Source organism: Hymenobacter sp. CRA2, from assembly GCF_002007105.1.
Taxonomy (GTDB): domain Bacteria; phylum Bacteroidota; class Bacteroidia; order Cytophagales; family Hymenobacteraceae; genus Solirubrum.
In genome coordinates, this window is record NZ_MVBC01000017.1 from 95,481 (window position 1) to 112,505 (window position 17,025).

A 17,025-nucleotide genomic window follows, 5' to 3' on the forward strand; every position below is an offset into this window, starting at 1 on the left:
GGCCGGCGGGCGGCCCAGCGGATCGGGCAAAAAAGAGCGGTGAGCCGTAGCTTGCGCTTTCGTCTGAACACCGGGTTCGGGCGGTATCGTTCTATTGCCCTCCCGCGCGCTGGCGCGGGCCTACAATCATGCGAAAACTAACCATCCACGAGCTGAACCGGCTCACGGTCGAGGACTTCAAAAATACGGAGAAATTCCCCTTGTGCGTGGTTCTCGACAACGTGCGCAGCCTGCACAACGTAGGCGCCGCCTTCCGCACCTGCGACGCCTTTGCGGTGAGCAAACTCTGGCTCGGCGGCATCACCGGCCGGCCCCCGCACCGCGAAATCACCAAGACGGCCCTGGGCTCCACGGAGTCGGTGCCGTGGGAGCACGCCCCGGATGTGCCTGCGCTGGTGGCGCAGCTGCGCGCCGAGGGCTGGCAAGTGGTGGCCGTGGAGCAAACCACCGGCTCGGTGCCGTTGCCGCAGTTTCAGCCGGCCCCGAATCAACCATTAGCCCTGGTGTTCGGCAACGAGGTGTTCGGGGTAGACGATGCCGTTTTGCAGCACTGCGACGCGGCCGTGGAAATTCCGCAGTTCGGCACCAAGCACTCCTTAAACGTGTCGGTGACGGTGGGCGTGCTGGTGTGGGACGTGCTCACGAAGTGGGGCCTGGCCACGGGCAGTTGAGCGGCCGCTCTGTGCACCTGCGCCCGTGCGGCTTGCTCAGCCGGCTAAGTGCTGGTGGGGTGCCGGACGCTGAGCACATCTGCTCGCGCAGCAACGATTAGCGGGCGGCAAGCCTCAATGCCCCGACCTCACCCGCGGTGGTTGCAGGCAATTATGCCCCCGGCGGAAGCCTTGTTCAGCGCTGCAGCAAATCTACCAGGGCCGCCTGGGTGGCTACTTGGCGCCGCTTATAGGCTCCGTGGACTTGCCCACGGCCCTTGCCGGGCGCCCGATTTACCAGCATAAGCGTTCGGAATTGCCGTCCCGGCTTTGTATTTTAGAGGCCCACAATTCCGCTGACGGCGGAATAAGCCCTTCGACATTTCATTTCCCGTCTCCTATATGACAAACACGTTTACGCACTACGGCCGTGCTTTCACGCTGGCCGCTTTGCTGGCGCTACCGGCGCTGGGCTCAGCTCAGACGGCTCCTCCCTCCTCGCTGACGCGGGGCCTGGAGTACCTGAATGCGCGCCGCGCCAAGCTCGGCCTGACCGAAGCCGACCTGCGCAACCCGGCCGTGGCGTCGGAATACACCGATGCCGACGCCGGCGTGACGCACTTGTACCTGCGCCAGCGCCATCAGGGCGTAGAAATCTACGGAGCCGTTATCGAGGTTCACTTTGACCGCACGGGTCGCGTGGTGCAGTCGCACAACACGTTCGTGCCGGATGCCGCCGCTATGGCAAACGGCGCTACGCCCGGCCTCACGCCCGAGCAGGCGGTAGCAGCTGCCGCCCGCGCCCTGCAGATGCCGGCTCCGCAGGGCCTGCAGCTGGAGCAGGAAGGCAGCGCCACCGAGGGCATGACCTTCTCCAAGGGCGGCATCTCGCTGGAAAAGATTCCGGTGAAGCTGATGTACTCGTTGCGGCCCAACGGCCGGCTGGCCCTGGTGTGGAACGTGACGCTCTACCCGCTCGACGCCCAGCACTACTGGGATGCGCGCATCGACGCCAGCACCGGTGAGCTGCTTGACCGCACTGACTTCGTAGTGGGTGAGCAAACGTCGTTTGCGGCCCTCTCGCAGCAGCGGGCCCAACGCTCGGTAGCCGCCACGGCTGCCCGGCGCAGCACTACGCCCGCCCCGCAGCCCACCACGGCCTCGCGCACCAACGTGCCGAACAGCTACAATGTGTGGCCGCTGACGGTAGAAAGCCCCATGCACGGCGCGCGCCAGGTGGTGAGCAACCCTGCCAATACCACGGCCTCGCCTTACGGCTGGCACGACGTGGACGGCCAGACCGGTGCCGAATTCACCATTGCCCGCGGCAACAACGCCTACGCTTACGAAGACCGCCGCAACCGGAATGCTGCCGGCTACAGCCCCGACGGCGGCGCGCAGCAAATCTTCGACTTCCCGTACCAGACCACGATTTCGGCTAACGCCAACCAGGACGCGGCCATCAGCAACCTGTTCTACTGGAACAACCTGATGCACGACGTTACCGAACGCCACGGCTTCACCGAGGCGGCTCGTAACTTCCAGTCCATCAACTACTCGGGCGCAGGCCGGGGCAATGACTATGTGCAGGCCGAAGCACAGGACGGCCGCGGCATGGATAATGCCAACTTCGCCTCGCCCGCCGACGGTACCCTGCCCCGCATGCAGATGTACCTGTGGAACTCGCCGGGCAGCCAGTCCCTGACGTTCACGCTGGGCAACGGCACCACCATCGGGCCGTTCCGATTCGCTCAAGCCAGCTTTGGTCGCCGCCTGGCCGTGGTGGCACCGCTGACGGGCCGGGTAGTGTACGCCGGCCCCGGCTGCGCCAACCCGCTGCCCAACGCGGCAGCGATAAGCGGCAACATCGCACTGGTGCGCCGCGGCGGCTGCAACTTCACCGCCAAAGCACAGGCGGCCCAGGCCGCTGGTGCCCGCCTGGTCATCGTGATGGACAGCATCGTGGGCTCGACCACGCTGGTGAACATGGGCGCTACCACCGCCGCCGACTCGGCCGGCCTGCGCATCCCGGCTATGTTCATTTCCAAAGCCGACGGGGAGCAGCTGCGCGCCGCGCTGGCGGCTGGCACCGTCACGGCCACCGCCGCAGCCTTTGACCGCGACGGGGACCTTGACAACGGCATCATCGCCCACGAATACGGCCATGGCATTACCAACCGCCTCACCGGTGTCGGTTCGGGCTGCTTGTCCAACGCCGAGCAAATGGGCGAAGGCTGGAGCGACTTCTTCGCGCTGTGGATGACTACCAAACCCGGTGACGTGGGCACTACCCCGCGCGGCATCGGCAACTACGCTGCCTCGGACTCGCTGACCGGCGCTGGTATCCGCACCAAGCCGTACTCGACCAACATGAGCGTCAACAACCTGACGTACGCCAACCTGGGCGTGGCGCCTTACAACGAGGTGCACAACAACGGGGAAATCTGGGCAGCGACGCTGTGGGACATGAACTGGGCCCTGATCAACCGCTACGGTTACAACACGGACCTGTACGGCAGCACCGGCGGCAACAACCTCGCCCTGAAGCTGGTCATTGAGGGCTGCAAGTACCAGGGTTGTGCCCCGGGCTTCATCGCCGGCCGCAACGGCATTCTGAAGGCCGACTCCATCCTGAACAACGCCGCCAACTCGGCCTTGATCTGGCAGGTATTTGCCCGCCGTGGCATGGGCGCCAGCGCCAGCCAGGGCTCCAGCAGCAGCATCACCGACCAAACGGTGGCCTACGACCTGCCCCGCGTGCTGTCGACCAAGACCCGCCTGTCGGCTGACGCTATGACGGTGTTCCCGAACCCCTCGCAGGACCGCGTGACGGTGCGCCTGATGGCCGCCAGCCAGCAGCCCGTGCAGGTAGAGCTAGTGAACAACCTCGGCCAGGTAGTGCTGCGCCAGACGGCTGCCGCCTCCCGCCTGCAGGGCGAAGGCGTGGAGCTGAGCACCGCCGAGCTGCCCGCCGGCATGTACGTGGTGCGCCTGACCGGCTCGACCGGCACGGCTACGCAAAAACTGGTGGTGCGCCACTAATTTGCCCCGCTTGCTGTTTTACCAAACGCCCGGCCCCGGTGGCCGGGCGTTTGTTGTTAAGCCCGCTACCAATATTGCGTTATGGCTTCCACCGCCGACTTCGATGCCGCTCTACTGGCCCTGCGCCCCAGCGTAGCGGCCACGCTACCGCCCGACGCGCTTCCCGGCGCCGACGACCTGCTGCACCGCGCCCTGCGCCCGGTGCTCAAGCTGCTCAACGCGCGCCTGCTGCGCGTGGTGGCGGATTATGCGCTTGATTACCGCCTGCCCCTAGGCACCGCCGCGCCCGCCGATCAGCAACGCCTGCTGGAGGAACTGCTGCGCCGCAACCAGCGCCTGCAGCACACCGTGGTGGGCCTGGTGACGGCGTTGCTCACCGCCGATGAATACGCCTACTACCGCCAGCATCGCCCCGAAATGAACCGCCGGCTGCTGGAGTTGGCCCGGCAGCGCGTGCTCACGCAGGTTCCGGACGTGGTGGCCCTAGCCGCAAGTGGCACGTGAGCAACTATTACCAGGTACTAGAGCTGGGTGAGCAAGCTACCGCCGAGGAAATACGGCAGGCTTACCTGCGGCTGGTGCGCCTCACCCACCCCGACCGTACACCCGACCCGGCCGCGCACCGGCGCTACCTGCTCATCAACGAGGCCTACGACACGCTGCGCCAGCCGGCGCTGCGCGCCCGTTACGACGCGAGCCTACGGGGCACGGTGCCGCGCCCCGCGTATACCGTGCCATTCCGCGGCAATGCTTACCAGGTGCTGCGCGTGCCGTACACCGCTCCCCCGGCCCGCATCGAGCAGGCGTATCAACACTGGAAGCGGCTGCTCGAACGCGCGCCCCAGGGCGACCCGGCCATCCGGCGTCAACTGGCCGACCTGGAGCACGCCTACGCTACGCTGACCACGGCCGAGCTGCGCCAGCAGCACCACGAGCAATTGCGCCGACAGCCGCCGCGAGGACCGTCGGGCGAGGCGGCCGTGTACGCGCGCTACGCGCCCGTGGCGCGGGTGCTGTGTCAGGTACTGATGGTGGCTGCCGCACTGCTGCTGCTGGATTTTGTCTGGGTGCGCGATTATCCGCGCGAAATCGTGACGGGGGTGAGCCTGCGCACGGTGCAGGACCGCCGCGGCATCATCGATTCCTACTACTTCGTCCAGACCCATAGCACCAATTTCCGGGCCGATCATACATACCCGGCTGGTACGGCGCTGCACCTACAGCGGAGTGGCTTGTCCGGGCACGTGCGCTCCTACCGCCCCAGCGGCGCGCCATCGGCTGAGGCGCACAGCTACGCCAAGGGCTGGTTTCCGCGGGCCGTGGCGCTGCTGAGCGCGGCCTTTGGCCTGACCGCCGCTTGGGCTTACCAGCGCAGCCGCCCACCCCGACAGACCTGCGACGCCGCTGCGACGGCCGCCATTGTAGCGCTGCTGGCCGTGTACCTGCTCTTTCGCACCTAACGCTTCTACCCCCACACGGCAACGGCCGGCAGCTGATGTAGCTGCCGACCGTTGCCGTGTGGGGGAATGCCGAATTGCCTTTCTGCTTAGTCGTAGCGCGACTCGCGCAACTGCACGGGCTTGGCTTGCTTGCGCAGGCGCATGTTCAGCAGCTCCACCAACAGGGAGAAGAACATGGCAAAGTAGATATAGCCCTTCTCGATTTCCTTGTGGAAGGACTCCATCACCAGCATGACGCCAATCATGATCAGGAACGACAGGGCCAGCATCTTGATGGTGGGGTTGCGGTTGACGAAGTTGGCCACCACGCCCGAGAAGACGAGCATCACGCCCATGGATAGAATTACGGCCAGAATCATGATCAGCACGTTATCAACCAGGCCCACGGCCGTCAGAATGGAGTCGAAGCTGAACACGATGTCGATGAGCACGATCTGCACGATGATGCGCGGCAGCGAGCTATAAGTCTTTTCCACTCCTTCTTCTTCCTCCTCGCCCTGTAGCTTGGTGTGGATTTCGGTCGTGCTTTTGCCGATCAGAAACAGACCGCCGATGAACAGAATAATGTCGCGGCCGGTGACGCCGAAGTCCTGCTCAGCCCACGGCACGTCCACGTGAAACAGCGGGTTCTTCAGGCCCACGATCCACGAAATACTCATCAGCAGGCCGATGCGGATGAGCAGGGCCAGCATCAGGCCGATGGTGCGCCCCTGCTTCTGCTGCGCCGGGTTGAGGCGGTTGACGACGATGGAGATAAAGATGATGTTGTCGATGCCCAGCACGATTTCCATGAACGTGAGGGTCAGCAGACTCACCCACGCTTGGGGGCTGGAGAAGACGGAGAAGTCGAACACAGTGTTGAATGTGCAGAATGTGTAATGAATGTGCGGAATGTGGAAAATGAATCGATGTAGCTCAGCTAGGTTCAGCCACATTATTCACACTTCCTCACCTTTCCCACATTAAACTAGCTTTTCATGTTCACGAACTGCAGCGGCTGGCCGATAGAGGCTGCGTTGGTGCGCAGCAGGGCAATAACAGCCTGCAGTTCGTCGATTTTCTTGGCCGTGACGCGTAGCTGGTCGCCCTGAATCTGGGCTTCTACCTTCAGCTTCGAGTCCTTGATGAGCTTCTGCACCTTGCGGCTCAGGTCTTTGTCGATGCCGGCGCGCACCTTCAGCTTTTTCTTCACCAGCGCGCCCGAGGGCTCTTCCTCGGCCGAGAAATCCAGGCTGGTCGGGTCGATGCTCTGCTTCACCATGCGGGTCATCAGAATATCCTCCAGCGACTTGAGCTTCATCGAGTTTTCCGACGAGAGCGTGATGACGTTGTTGGCTTTATCCAGCTCGAAGCCGCCTTTGGTGTCGCGGAAGTCGTAGCGCGTCATCAACTCTTTTTTAGCGTTGTTGACGGCGTTTTCAAGGGTTTGCGGGTCTACTTTGCTGACGATGTCGAAAGAGGCCATGACGGGAAATATTCAGTTCGAGAAAAAGCGGCACGCGGCGGGCAGGTACCGCCGCTGGGGCATCAAAGTTGGCTAATTTGGCCCGAAGGACAACTTGCCGGCGGCAGGTTTGCCCTGCCTCCTAGCGCCTCGCCTTCTACGCATGACTGCTTTTCCCGATTCACCCCGTACGGCCGCCGACTGGGCCGCCTACTACCAACTCCGCTACCGCGTGCTGCGCCAGCCCTGGAACCAGCCCCCGGGGTCGGAGCGGGCCAACGACGACGACGCGCCGACCACCACGCACGCCCTGTGGCGCACTCCCGATGGCAGCGTGGCCGGCGTGGCCCGCCTGAGCCCCAGCGGCCCGGCCCAGGGGCAGGTGCGCTTCATGGCCGTGGCGCCCGAATGGCAGGGCCACCAGGTGGGCCGGCAATTGCTGCAGTACCTGGAGGCCGCCGCCCGCCAGCAAGGCATGACGGAGCTTACCCTGCACGCCCGCGAGGCGGCGGTGGGCTTTTACGAGCGACTGGGCTATGCCGTAGTCGAGCCTTCGCACACGCTGTTCGGCGTGATTCCGCACTTTCTGATGCGCAAAACGCTGTAGCGCAGCTTCTGACTGCGCGATGCTACGCGCCGAACTGCTCCTTGCCGCGCAGCAAATCCCAGTACAGGCGGAAGTCGCCGCGCAACGACAGCCACGGGTGCTGAAAGGTGGCCGGGCGGTTGTGCTCCACAAAAAAGTGTCCCACCCAGGCAAAGCCGTACGCCGAAACCACTCCGGCCAAAATAAACCATGGCTGCCGCGCCACTATAGCCGCCACTACCCACGTCAGAAACAGCGTGGTACCGATGAAATGCAGCACGCGGGTGCCGCGCCGCCGGTGCTCGGTGAGGTAATACGGGTAAAACTCGGCGAACGTGGGGTGAGTAGGCAGCGGGCTGGACATGGCCGGATAAAGTGGCGTGTAGGGAAAGAAAGCTAACTTTTCGACCATTCCCAAGCTCTTTTACCTTTCCGCATGGCTGACATGCCCGACCTGGCCACCCTGCTGGCCCTCTACGACCAGGTAAACCATTACGGCCGCACCAACGGCATGAAGCTCGCGGTGCAGCAGCCCGGCACGGTCACCTACACCATGACGGTGCAGGAGCAGCACCTCTCCTCCCCCGGCACGGCCCACGGCGGCGTGGTAGCCGGCCTGATGGATGCTGTGCTGGGCGCCGCGGCCCTTACCCGGGCATTTCTGGACCAGGAGTTCGTGTCGACGGTGGAGTTCAAGCTCAACTTTCTGCACCCCGTGCACCTGCACGACGAGCTGGTGGCCCACGCCGAAGTGGAGCACCACGGCAAAAGCCTGGTGGTGGTGGGTGGCCGCATCGAGTGCCCGGCCCGCGACGTAGTGGTGGCCCGGGGCCTGGGCACCTTCAACCGCTACCCAGCCACCAAGCGCCAGTTTGTGCAGGCCGTGGCCGCGCAGCTTGGCTTAGCGCAGCCCGCCGACGAGTAGCCCCTAAAAAGCCGCCGCCGGACGCGGCCGCTGCTCCGCGAAGAGCAAGCGGCCGGTCCGGCGGCAGTAGCACCGGGCTAAAAAACGAGGAGGCGCGGGCTTACAGCTCCGATTCGACTCCTTCGGGCTCGTGCTGGTATTCGCCTTCGGGCGCTTCGACTTTGCGCACGTTGCGGGCGCAGTCTTCGTTGCGGTGGTTGCGGCCCACGGTGAATTCCACCCAATCGCCCTCGCGCAGCTCGTTGAAGTCCTGACCTTCGGCCATGTCGGCGTAAGAGAAGAACAGGTTGTTGGGCGGCATCACCACGAAGCCGTAGCCGTTCTTCAGGTTCTTGATGGTGCTGATGCCAATCGAGCCTTCCGGACCGGCCGCCGAGGGCGTGTAGGGCTTCGGCGTGGCTACGTTGGGAAAGGGCGAGGGCTCCGGCTGGTTCACAAACAGGTTGTCCACCAGGTCGCCGCCGCGGTTGCTGTCGATGACCTCGTTCATGGCCACGGCGTAGTTCACCGTTTCGAGCAGCAACTGCGAGGGGCGCGTTACGCGGTTTTCGCCTTTGAAGTCGGTGTATTTGAAGTCCCAGCTCAGCAGCATTACGCGGGTGCCGAGCGTGTTCAGCTTCTTGATCAGGGGCACGTAATCCGAGTCGCCGGCGATGAGCACGACCACGTCGAGGTTCTTGTGCAGCGACAGGTCGAAGGCTTCGAGGGCCAGCCACACGTCCACACCTTTTTCCTGCAAGCGGCCGTCGCGGGTCTTCAGGGGCATGTAGTGCGTCTGCACCGACATGTTCATCAGGATGTCGTCGAGCAGACGGTCGTGGAACAGACGGTCCTTGTCGCGGGCTTCGGTGGCCGAGAGGCGGCCACGGAAGAAGTGCGGCTCGGTAATCTGGCACAGACGCACGTCGGCGTCTTCGTCCTCGGCTACTTGGTGCCGAATGAATTCGTGCAGGCCCTCCAGGCTGATGCGGGCTTTCCGGTCGTGCTGGAAGTAGTAGTAATCACTGATCTTGAGGAAATAATTGCCGTCGTAAAAGACGCCTATCCGGATCAGTGGGCTATTGATCTGGTTCATGATTGCAAGAGGTGTGCGAGAGAAGAGGAAGAGAGGACGGAGACTCCGGGCCCGGTAGCCGGGAGTGGCCAAAGGTACAAAGACATAGTGAGGTTTTGATGTATTAAAAACGCAAGATCTTCAGAAAAAATACCACACATAACCTTGAATAGTGCTAATTTAAATAGCTGCTTGCTTTCAGCTATCGACTCACTTTCCAAGGCGGAATCACAGCGGATGGCCGGCTACCCGGTAGTAGCCTAAGTGGCCAGAACTGCTACTTCAGCGTGGCGTTGTCTGAGCCTGCAATGTTACAAAACCTAGCCGATACGCAACCACTCTGCGGGCTTTTTGTTGCGGGCACGGCCTCAGAAGTGGTCATCCTTACGTATTTCTTCCCAAAAATGGAATGCGTCTAGTTTAGGTTAAATTGTACCGCTGCCACCATAAAATTGCCACCAACAAGCCATAACCGGCACAAATACCCAGCTCAATTACATTTCCCGTGGCCGAGCCGGTGGAGATAATTGGGACTTTCAGGGACGTGTCGGAGAGGGGCAAAAAATAACGGACGCCGGACTTAGTGAGCGTATCGGCCAGCAGGTGCGACATGTACCCCGCGCCGGCGTAGGCAGCCACACCGTGCCAGCCCAGGTCCTTGTTGGCGAGGTAGCCGATGTAGGTCCAGAGGGCGGCGGCCCAGATGGTGTGCGTGAAGGAGCGGTGCGAGGTAAACGGTGCTGCCGCCACGAAGGCGCCCAGCAGGCTTAGCCACAAAAACTGCCAGTACAACCCCGCCAGCACGGCGGCCACGCCGGTGAAAAGCAACGCCAGCTTGCGCGCCGACTGATTTTGCATGGCCATGCCGATCAAAAACATCGACAGGGCGGCCGTGAAGGCCACCCGCTGGTTGGGGCCGGGCGGCAGGTTCAGGTAAGCGTACACGCCCAGCAGCGCGGCGGCTGCGGCAAAAGCCCAGCGCACGTAGTTCTGCATGAAGCCCATGCGCTTGCTCAGGCGGGAGTTGGGGTGGTCGAGGTCGGGGGCCAGGGCGGAGAAACCGGTCAGGGCAATACCGGGCAATGAGAGGCGCACATCGGGCACCACAGCGGCAATACCCACACCCGTAATCAGGCCAATAGCTAAGTGAGAAGAACCGCGCACTAGGAAATCGAAGGAAAAACTTGAAGGCGAAGGTACGCCCCACCACGGGCACGCGGGCAAGAATTCCGACCAATCCCGGCGTTTTCTATCCCGACCAGGCCGAAACATCGCCGAAAAGCAATGGTGCAGAGCAGCTACGCGGGCCGCTGCCACCACACCGGCTCCAACCGGCTCTGCGGGAAACTTTCCCTGCCCCGCAGCGGTATTGGGTAGCAGTGCGCCCGACCGGAATTCCATCCGGCCGGGCTTCTACCTTTGCCCTTCCTCGCAGCCGATACCCCGTGCAGACTTCCGAATTCCTCCGCCTTTACTCGCTCGACACCGACATCCAGACTCTGGCCCTGAACCTCAAGCCCGGGGTGGAAGGCGGCGCCGGCCAACGCTTCCATTTGCGCGGCCTCGTCGGCAGCCAGGATGCGGTGGTGGCCGCCACTCTGCACCTGGAGCGGCCCGACGAGCACCTGCTGTTCATCCTGCACGACCGGGAAGAAGCCGCCTACTTCGCCTCCGACTTGCAGCACCTGGTGGGCGAGCGGGAGGAAGTGCTGACCTTCCCCAGCTCCTACAAACGCTCCTACTCCTTCGACGAGACGGAAAACGCCAACGTGCTCATGCGCGCCGAGGTGCTCAACCGGCTCAGCGGCAAATCGGGCGAGAAGGGCAAGACGGCGGACGAAAAAGCTAAAGCCAAGGCCAAGCAGGACGGGGAGCCGCTGCCCAAAGGTGCGCTTATCGTCACCTACCCCGAAGCGCTGAGCGAGAAGGTAATCAACCGCCAGAGTTTGGTACAAAACACGTTTTCGACCAAGGTCGGGGACCGGCTGGACGTGAACTTCCTGGGCGAGCTGCTGGCCGAGTACGACTTCGAGCGCACCGATTTCGTGTACGAGGCGGGGCAGTACGCCGTGCGCGGCGGCATCGTCGACGTGTTCAGCTACGCCAACGAGCTGCCCTACCGTATCGAATTGTTCGGCGACGAAATCGACTCGATTCGCACGTTCAACCCCGAGTCGCAGCTGTCGGTGGAGCGCAAGGAGCAGATCAGCATCGTGCCCAACGTGCAGACCAAGCTGCTGACGGAGAAGCGCGAGGGGTTCCTGGAGTTTTTGCCGGCCAATACCGCCATCTGGACCAAGGACGTGCGCCAGCTGCTCGACGTGGTGGGCGAGCAGTTCGACAAGGCAGAGCAGAACTTCCAGCAGATGATGCAGGAGGCCCACGGCGTGCAGATCAAGTCCAAGCCGGAGGAGCTGTTTGAGACGACCAAGGCGCTGAAAAAGCACCTGGAGCGGTTTCCGGTGCTGGAGTTCGGCAAACGCTTCTACTACAAGGAAGCCGAGCAGGTACAGTTTACTAGTAAGCCGCAGCCCTCGTTTAACAAAGACTTCTCGCGCCTCACCAAGAACCTGCTCGAAAACCAGCAGCGCGACTTCACCACCATCCTCACCGCCGAATCCATGCGGCAGCTCGACCGGCTGCGCACCATCTTCGACGAGCTGGGCCGGGAAATCCGCTTTCAGCACCTGGCCCTGGGTCTGCGTGAGGGCTACATCGACGAGGAGCGAAAATTGCTGGTGTACACCGACCACCAGATTTTCGAGCGGTACTATCGGGCCCAGGAGAAGCGCAAGTTCTCCAAGAAAAAGGCCCTGACCCTCAAGGAGCTACGCACCCTGCAGCCCGGCGACTACGTGGTGCATCAGGACCACGGCATTGCCCGCTTCGCCGGCCTGACGCAGGTGGAAATCAACGGGCACCAGCAGGAAGCCATCCGCCTGGTGTACCGCGACGACGACGTGCTGACCGTGAGCATCCACGCCCTGCACAAGATTGCCAAGTACTCGGGCGCGGAGGGCACGCCGCCCACAATGAGCAAGCTGGGGTCGCCGGAGTGGGAGAACAAGAAAAAGGCGGTCAAGAAAAAGGTTAAGGACATTGCCGCCGACCTTATCCGCCTCTACGCCAAGCGCAAAACCGCGCCCGGCCACGCCTTCGCCAAGGACTCCTTCATGCAGGCCGAGCTGGAATCCAGCTTTATCTACGAGGACACGCCCGACCAGGCCAAGGCCACCGAGGACGTGAAGCACGACATGGAGCAGCCCCACCCCATGGACCGCCTCGTGTGCGGCGACGTGGGCTTCGGCAAGACGGAAGTGGCCATCCGGGCGGCCTTCAAGGCCGTAGCCGACGGCAAGCAGGTGGCCGTGCTGGTGCCCACCACCATCTTGGCCATGCAGCACTTCAAGACCTTCCGCGACCGGCTGGGCGAGCTGCCCGTCACCGTCGACTACATCAACCGCTTCAAGACCACCAAGCAGGCCAAGGCCACCTTGCAGAAGGTGGCCGAGGGCAAGACCGACATCCTCATCGGCACGCACCGGCTCACCAACAAGGACATTCAGTTCAAGCAGCTAGGTTTGCTCATCATCGACGAGGAGCAGAAGTTCGGCGTCAAGACCAAGGACAAGCTCAAGGAGCTGAAGGTGAACGTGGACACGCTCACGCTCACCGCCACGCCCATTCCGCGCACCCTGCACTTCTCGCTGATGGGCGCCCGCGACCTGTCCGTCATCAGCACGCCGCCGCCCAACCGCCAGCCGGTGCAGACGGAGCTGGCCGTGTTCGACGAGCACCTGGTGCGCGACGCCATTGCCCGCGAGCTGAAGCGCGGCGGGCAGGTGTTTTACGTGCACAACCGCGTGAAGGACCTCACCGAGCAGGCCGCCCTGATTCAGCGCCTGGTGCCCGACGCCCGGATCACCACCATCCACGGGCAGATGGAGGGTGACGTGCTCGAAAAGCGCATGATGCAGTTCGTGGAGCACGACTACGACGTGCTGGTGTCGACCAACCTTATCGAGTCGGGCCTGGACATTCCCAACGCCAACACCATCATCATCAACCGCGCCCACATGCACGGCCTCTCCGACCTGCACCAGATGCGCGGGCGCGTGGGCCGCTCCAACAAGAAAGCTTACTGCTACCTGCTCACCCCGCCCGTGGCCGGCCTCCCTTCGGACGCCCGCAAGCGCCTGAGCACCCTGGAAGAGTTTTCGGACCTCGGGGCGGGCTTCAACGTGGCCATGCGCGACCTGGACATCCGCGGCGCCGGCAACCTGCTCGGCGGCGAGCAGTCGGGCTTCATCAACGACCTGGGCTACGAAACCTACCACCAGATTCTCGACGAAGCCGTGCAGGAGCTCAAGGAAACCGAGTTCCGCGACCTGTTTCTGGGCGACACGACCGGCCGCCTCAAGGACGCCGCCGACTTTGCCCGCCCCCGCGAGTGCAACGTGGAAACCGACCTGCAAATCCTCATCCCCGACAACTACGTGGCCTCCGTCTCCGAGCGCCTGCAGCTCTATAGCAAGCTGGACCGCGCCCGGGAGCCCGAGGAGCTGCGCCGCCTGCTCACCAGCATGGTGGACCGCTTCGGCCCCCTCCCGCCCGAGGTGGAGCAGCTGGCCGACATCGTGCGCCTGCGCTGGCAGGCCTGCCGCGTGGGCTTCAGCAAAGTCTCGCTCAAGAAGGACACCCTCAAGGGCTACCTCGACGCGGGCGAAGGCCACCAGCCCTACTTCCAGGGCGAGCAGTTCGGCCAGATCCTGAACTACGTGCAGACCCACCCCCGCCGCGCCAGCATGAAGGAGCGCAAAGAGCAGCTCATCGTCACCATCACCGACGTGCCCGGCGTGCTGCCCGCCCGCGAGCTGATGAACGAGCTGGCCGTGGAATCCATGCCGCCGGTGGTAGCCGCGGCGAGCGTGTCGGATGATGAGGACGAGGGGTAGGTAGTGGCATAAATATTTCATTTACAAGTAATTTCACAACTACTCGTGCAGCTTTTAAGTCCTCAAAAGATAGAATTGAAGCCACGTCAGGTTGTGGCTACTAGCTCACATGATGTATCCTATATAGATACAACAACTGAAATGCAATGCCACACAACTATTAGTGTCTTATTTTTTGGAGACAAAGATTGGCCTGTTGGAGGAACAACATCTGTAGACGTAAAAGTCGAGATACCTGACATTTATCGAATTAATAGCTTCGTTGTATTGCAAAGACAAATAAACGTTTGCATAAACAATGCAGAAAATATAAAGAACAGGCTTCTTAATACAAACCAATTCATATTAAGAAATTCAAAGAAGAAAGAAGAAATAAATATATTAGACTTAATGAAATTAAAAGATAATTTTTGCGACTTTATAAAAAACAACCCCACAGTACGACATATAGCGAATAAAGAGAAACGAAGGATGTTAAATCAGTTCATTTTGGACAGAAATATATATACCCATGGAATTTTAAAAATAAGAAGCTCGGATAATGCTTTTATCTTAGAACATCTAGACAACCATACTAAACAGAAATCTTACTCAATAATCAATACTGAAATACTAAAATCTTATTCACAAGCCTACTTAGAAATCGTAAATATGATTAGTGAGTTTCATTCACTAATCAAAAATTAACCTAAACACCTACGAATGCATTTAACTGGTATATCTACAGCCATTGCGAGGCATGAGGACAGTAGTAATTAAACGACGTTAGACAAGATATTAAAATGAGTCTACCCCGCCGGGGCACTCTATCAAGAACGCGCCGATGGGGTAGATTTGACTATTAGTTACATTTTTAAAAGTGCTTTTTTTCTGATATCATCACATATCAACAAACAATCACCAACAATATCTTGAGCTTTTTCCGGAGCTATACTCCTATAAAATACGCCATACTGATTTCTTTTATGAGCATACGCACCTCTTTCTTTTGTAAGACTTTTGTAAGAAGCTAGCAGCGTTGAATCTTTTGTAAGATCAATAGCCAATGGCACCAAAACTTTATCAACATATTTATATCCAAATCCGTGGCTCCTATCTATTGATTTCTCAAAATTTTCAACTAATTCCTCTAGCTTATTCCTTAAATAGTCAAACACTGTATCAATACTTTCTGGGGGCCCTTCTTTATACAAACTTATATACGAAGCTTGTGAATGAACAAGCATCAGGAGGGCATCATTAACTACTTGTCTGTACTTATAGTTTTCAACAATTGCTTTTGCGACTATAATACCAACTTGCTCAATATATTCCTCAAAAGCCGCATGCGCTAAAACACAATACGCTTTTACATCCAAATCATAATCATTCGGCGCAGCAAGCGGATTCTTTGCATGGGCAACTACAAACTTATTTTCCAGCTCAACCAAGCTCTTAAACAAGTCATCAAAAGTAGATTCAATGGCTTGTTTAGCCTTAGGAAAAAATCTCATAACACATGATTATTAAACGGATTTCTACGAATATCAACCTGAAATGCTTGATTAACGACTTCCCTAAAATACTCGAACCTTGTAAAATAACTTGCATGTGTCTTTGTGGTTGATTCAATAGATTTTTTGAAATCATTATTATCGCACAATTTTATAAATCTAGAATGAAAATCACTTGCTCTATCATCATAACCATTTATTTCTCTATCAAGTAAACTAAAGTAAAAAGTCTGAACTTCAAATAAAGCTCTATTAAATCTAGATTCTATTTTGCCATTCGTATATTTACGACCAACAAATTTATATCCATCAAAAACTTTAGAAAGCCTAAGTGTTGATTCCTCAAAATCCACAAATGCCTCTTCTACTCTACTAGAATATTTATCCCAATTAGTATTTATCTCCTTCATAGAGTAATCTAAGAATTGCTTCAAATTCCCAGTATATCCTTCACCAAAAAGGACAAAAGATAAACACCTCAATATAATCTCAACATCTCTCAATCTATTATCTGGGCCTGATAATCCCAAAACCTTATGCAAATTCAAAGTCTTGTTTGTTACTTTAAACAAATAGTCGCTAAATAAACCTTTATTCAAGACTTGCCTCAATTCTTGAGTTGATAGGGGAACAGAACCTGTATTTAATCGATAAAATATATCATACAAAACATCGTCCTTGTCAAAATTTGAAATAATTGTACATCTTAAATCAGCATTCATGAACTGCCTAAAATCCTCTTTATAATCAGGATTATTTTTCAAATCTTGAAACGTCAAACCATTAATATCTTTTCTTACATCAAGCCCTTTAATTTTATTCTTATGCCAACTTCTGAAATTATCAGGATTAATAAATCCTGCAATAGTCATCAAACGCTGCTTACCATCGATAACAATGAATGATTTTTTCTTTGCAGGATCTTCTGCTAGGACAATCTCAGGAACTGGATAACCCACAACCAGGGATTCGACTAGCTTACTCCTTCTAAAGTCATTCCAAGCATTTCTTCTTTGAAAACTTGGATCTAAATCAATATTACCACTAGAAATCTGACTAAACATTGTCTCAATTGTCCAATCTCTTGAATAGACAATAATTTTACTAGGGTCAAATGGCTGCAAATCAGATATAATATCTTTATTATCAGCTTCTATCCCTAGTACATCATTAATACCAGATGCATCTTCTTGTGGCTCGTTTATTCTTTTGGACATATGATGAGATGAAAGAGTAGGCTCTAAATGTATAAATATTCCCTCTAGCTATAGCAGATTCACAGACAATGAAGCTGCTGGCGCTCCGCGTACGTAAGCGGCTGTATGCAAGCATACTCGATGGATTTGCGTCAGCGCGTGGCGCAGGCGCTGGCCGAGCCGGGCGCCCGGCAGGCCCAAGTGGCCGCGCGCTTTTGCG

15 protein-coding genes are annotated in these 17,025 nt (G+C 58.4%); 8 read left to right on the plus strand and 7 right to left on the minus strand.

What is annotated here, in order from left to right:
• Nucleotides 1-128 precede the first annotated feature (128 nt).
• The 4 genes from B0919_RS21445 (at nucleotide 129) to B0919_RS21455 (ending at nucleotide 5,152) form a co-directional block, all read left to right on the plus strand.
• A complete protein-coding gene (locus B0919_RS21445) occupies nucleotides 129-671 on the plus strand; it encodes an RNA methyltransferase (protein ID WP_078014343.1) in 543 nt (180 codons plus the stop codon).
• A gap of 381 nt (nucleotides 672-1,052) precedes the next feature.
• Nucleotides 1,053-3,692, plus strand: a complete 2,640-nt coding sequence (locus B0919_RS21450) for a T9SS-dependent M36 family metallopeptidase (protein WP_078014344.1) — start codon at nucleotides 1,053-1,055, stop codon at nucleotides 3,690-3,692.
• Nucleotides 3,693-3,773: 81 nt separating this feature from the next.
• A complete protein-coding gene (locus tag B0919_RS24905; RefSeq protein WP_139362311.1) occupies nucleotides 3,774-4,196 on the plus strand; it encodes a hypothetical protein in 423 nt (140 codons plus the stop codon).
• Entirely contained in the window at nucleotides 4,193-5,152 is a 960-nt protein-coding gene (locus B0919_RS21455) for a J domain-containing protein (protein ID WP_176133168.1), read from the plus strand. Before B0919_RS24905 ends, B0919_RS21455 begins: the two co-directional genes overlap by 4 nt.
• An 86-nt stretch (nucleotides 5,153-5,238) precedes the next feature.
• On the opposite strand, the gene B0919_RS21460 is transcribed toward B0919_RS21455, so the two are convergent.
• Both B0919_RS21460 and B0919_RS21465 read right to left on the minus strand, forming a co-directional pair.
• Nucleotides 5,239-6,006: a TerC family protein gene (locus tag B0919_RS21460; RefSeq protein ID WP_254846640.1), complete on the minus strand. Its 768-nt coding sequence runs from the start codon at nucleotides 6,004-6,006 to the stop codon at nucleotides 5,239-5,241.
• A 113-nt stretch (nucleotides 6,007-6,119) separates the two neighbouring features.
• Nucleotides 6,120-6,617: a YajQ family cyclic di-GMP-binding protein gene (locus tag B0919_RS21465; RefSeq protein ID WP_078014347.1), complete on the minus strand. Its 498-nt coding sequence runs from the start codon at nucleotides 6,615-6,617 to the stop codon at nucleotides 6,120-6,122.
• Nucleotides 6,618-6,759: 142 nt separating this feature from the next.
• On the opposite strand from B0919_RS21465, the gene B0919_RS21470 reads away from it, so the two are divergent.
• On the plus strand, nucleotides 6,760-7,203 hold the full coding sequence (locus tag B0919_RS21470; RefSeq protein WP_078014348.1) for a GNAT family N-acetyltransferase: 444 nt from the start codon (nucleotides 6,760-6,762) through the stop codon (nucleotides 7,201-7,203).
• A gap of 22 nt (nucleotides 7,204-7,225) precedes the next feature.
• On the opposite strand, the gene B0919_RS21475 is transcribed toward B0919_RS21470, so the two are convergent.
• The gene (locus tag B0919_RS21475) at nucleotides 7,226-7,546 is read right to left on the minus strand and encodes a DUF962 domain-containing protein (protein ID WP_078014349.1); all 321 of its coding nucleotides are present in this window, start codon (nucleotides 7,544-7,546) and stop codon (nucleotides 7,226-7,228) included.
• Between the two features lie 72 nt (nucleotides 7,547-7,618).
• Here B0919_RS21475 and B0919_RS21480 point away from each other — a divergent pair, with 72 nt between their 5' ends.
• The gene (locus B0919_RS21480) at nucleotides 7,619-8,107 is read left to right on the plus strand and encodes a PaaI family thioesterase (RefSeq protein ID WP_078014350.1); all 489 of its coding nucleotides are present in this window, start codon (nucleotides 7,619-7,621) and stop codon (nucleotides 8,105-8,107) included.
• Nucleotides 8,108-8,207: 100 nt separating this feature from the next.
• Here the strand turns inward: B0919_RS21480 and B0919_RS21485 are convergent, their stop codons facing one another.
• Both B0919_RS21485 and B0919_RS21490 read right to left on the minus strand, forming a co-directional pair.
• A complete protein-coding gene (locus tag B0919_RS21485; RefSeq protein ID WP_078014351.1) occupies nucleotides 8,208-9,182 on the minus strand; it encodes an NYN domain-containing protein in 975 nt (324 codons plus the stop codon).
• Between the two features lie 399 nt (nucleotides 9,183-9,581).
• On the minus strand, nucleotides 9,582-10,325 hold the full coding sequence (locus B0919_RS21490) for a metal-dependent hydrolase (protein WP_176133169.1): 744 nt from the start codon (nucleotides 10,323-10,325) through the stop codon (nucleotides 9,582-9,584).
• 281 nt (nucleotides 10,326-10,606) lie between these two features.
• On the opposite strand from B0919_RS21490, the gene mfd reads away from it, so the two are divergent.
• The gene (gene mfd / locus B0919_RS21495) at nucleotides 10,607-14,116 is read left to right on the plus strand and encodes a transcription-repair coupling factor (RefSeq protein ID WP_078014353.1); all 3,510 of its coding nucleotides are present in this window, start codon (nucleotides 10,607-10,609) and stop codon (nucleotides 14,114-14,116) included.
• A 45-nt stretch (nucleotides 14,117-14,161) separates the two neighbouring features.
• Complete coding sequence (locus B0919_RS24910) at nucleotides 14,162-14,803, plus strand: hypothetical protein (protein WP_139362312.1); 642 nt, start codon at nucleotides 14,162-14,164, stop codon at nucleotides 14,801-14,803.
• 158 nt (nucleotides 14,804-14,961) lie between these two features.
• On the opposite strand, the gene B0919_RS24915 is transcribed toward B0919_RS24910, so the two are convergent.
• On the minus strand, nucleotides 14,962-15,609 hold the full coding sequence (locus B0919_RS24915; RefSeq protein ID WP_139362313.1) for a HEPN domain-containing protein: 648 nt from the start codon (nucleotides 15,607-15,609) through the stop codon (nucleotides 14,962-14,964).
• Nucleotides 15,606-16,826 carry a DUF262 domain-containing protein gene (locus B0919_RS21500; RefSeq protein ID WP_078014354.1) on the minus strand — a complete coding sequence of 407 codons (1,221 nt, stop codon included), beginning with the start codon at nucleotides 16,824-16,826 and terminating at the stop codon, nucleotides 15,606-15,608. Before B0919_RS21500 ends, B0919_RS24915 begins: the two co-directional genes overlap by 4 nt.
• Nucleotides 16,827-17,025 lie beyond the last annotated feature (199 nt).

Bases quoted from the DNA above. Each gene is read 5' to 3' on its own strand.
- B0919_RS21475 (WP_078014349.1), bottom strand. From the start codon at position 7,546: ATGTCCAGCCCGCTGCCTACTCACCCCACGTTCGCCGAGTTTTACCCG.
- B0919_RS24905 (WP_139362311.1), top strand. From the start codon at position 3,774: ATGGCTTCCACCGCCGACTTCGATGCCGCTCTACTGGCCCTGCGCCCC.
- B0919_RS21500 (WP_078014354.1), bottom strand. From the start codon at position 16,826: ATGTCCAAAAGAATAAACGAGCCACAAGAAGATGCATCTGGTATTAAT.
- B0919_RS21445 (WP_078014343.1), top strand. From the start codon at position 129: ATGCGAAAACTAACCATCCACGAGCTGAACCGGCTCACGGTCGAGGAC.
- B0919_RS21465 (WP_078014347.1), bottom strand. From the start codon at position 6,617: ATGGCCTCTTTCGACATCGTCAGCAAAGTAGACCCGCAAACCCTTGAA.
- B0919_RS21450 (WP_078014344.1), top strand. From the start codon at position 1,053: ATGACAAACACGTTTACGCACTACGGCCGTGCTTTCACGCTGGCCGCT.
- B0919_RS21485 (WP_078014351.1), bottom strand. From the start codon at position 9,182: ATGAACCAGATCAATAGCCCACTGATCCGGATAGGCGTCTTTTACGAC.
- B0919_RS24915 (WP_139362313.1), bottom strand. From the start codon at position 15,609: ATGAGATTTTTTCCTAAGGCTAAACAAGCCATTGAATCTACTTTTGAT.
- B0919_RS21480 (WP_078014350.1), top strand. From the start codon at position 7,619: ATGGCTGACATGCCCGACCTGGCCACCCTGCTGGCCCTCTACGACCAG.
- B0919_RS21470 (WP_078014348.1), top strand. From the start codon at position 6,760: ATGACTGCTTTTCCCGATTCACCCCGTACGGCCGCCGACTGGGCCGCC.